The 547-nt window shown below is 47.3% G+C and carries 1 pseudogene; it reads right to left on the reverse strand.

Annotated features, from left to right (window positions below):
- Window positions 1-109, reverse strand: a pseudogene (locus SB822_RS54820) (APH(3') family aminoglycoside O-phosphotransferase); the annotation flags it as partial.
- Between the last annotated feature and the right edge of the window lie 438 nt (window positions 110-547).

The following is a 547-nucleotide window of genomic DNA, read 5'->3' on the forward strand; positions in this document are numbered from 1 at the left end:
CTGATTGCCCGACATTATCGCGAGCCCATTTATACCCATATAAATCAGCATCCATGTTGGAATTTAATCGCGGCCTAGAGCAAGACGTTTCCCGTTGAATATGGCTCATAACACCCCTTGTATTACTGTTTATGTAAGCAGACAGTTTTATTGTTCATGACCAAAATCCCTTAACGTGAGTTTTCGTTCCACTGAGCGTCAGACCCCGTAGAAAAGATCAAAGGATCTTCTTGAGATCCTTTTTTTCTGCGCGTAATCTGCTGCTTGCAAACAAAAAAACCACCGCTACCAGCGGTGGTTTGTTTGCCGGATCAAGAGCTACCAACTCTTTTTCCGAAGGTAACTGGCTTCAGCAGAGCGCAGATACCAAATACTGTCCTTCTAGTGTAGCCGTAGTTAGGCCACCACTTCAAGAACTCTGTAGCACCGCCTACATACCTCGCTCTGCTAATCCTGTTACCAGTGGCTGCTGCCAGTGGCGATAAGTCGTGTCTTACCGGGTTGGACTCAAGACGATAGTTACCGGATAAGGCGCAGCGGTCGGGCT

Origin of the sequence: Paraburkholderia sp. SIMBA_054, assembly GCF_046534875.1 — a bacterium.
Classification (GTDB): domain Bacteria; phylum Pseudomonadota; class Gammaproteobacteria; order Burkholderiales; family Burkholderiaceae; genus Paraburkholderia; species Paraburkholderia hospita.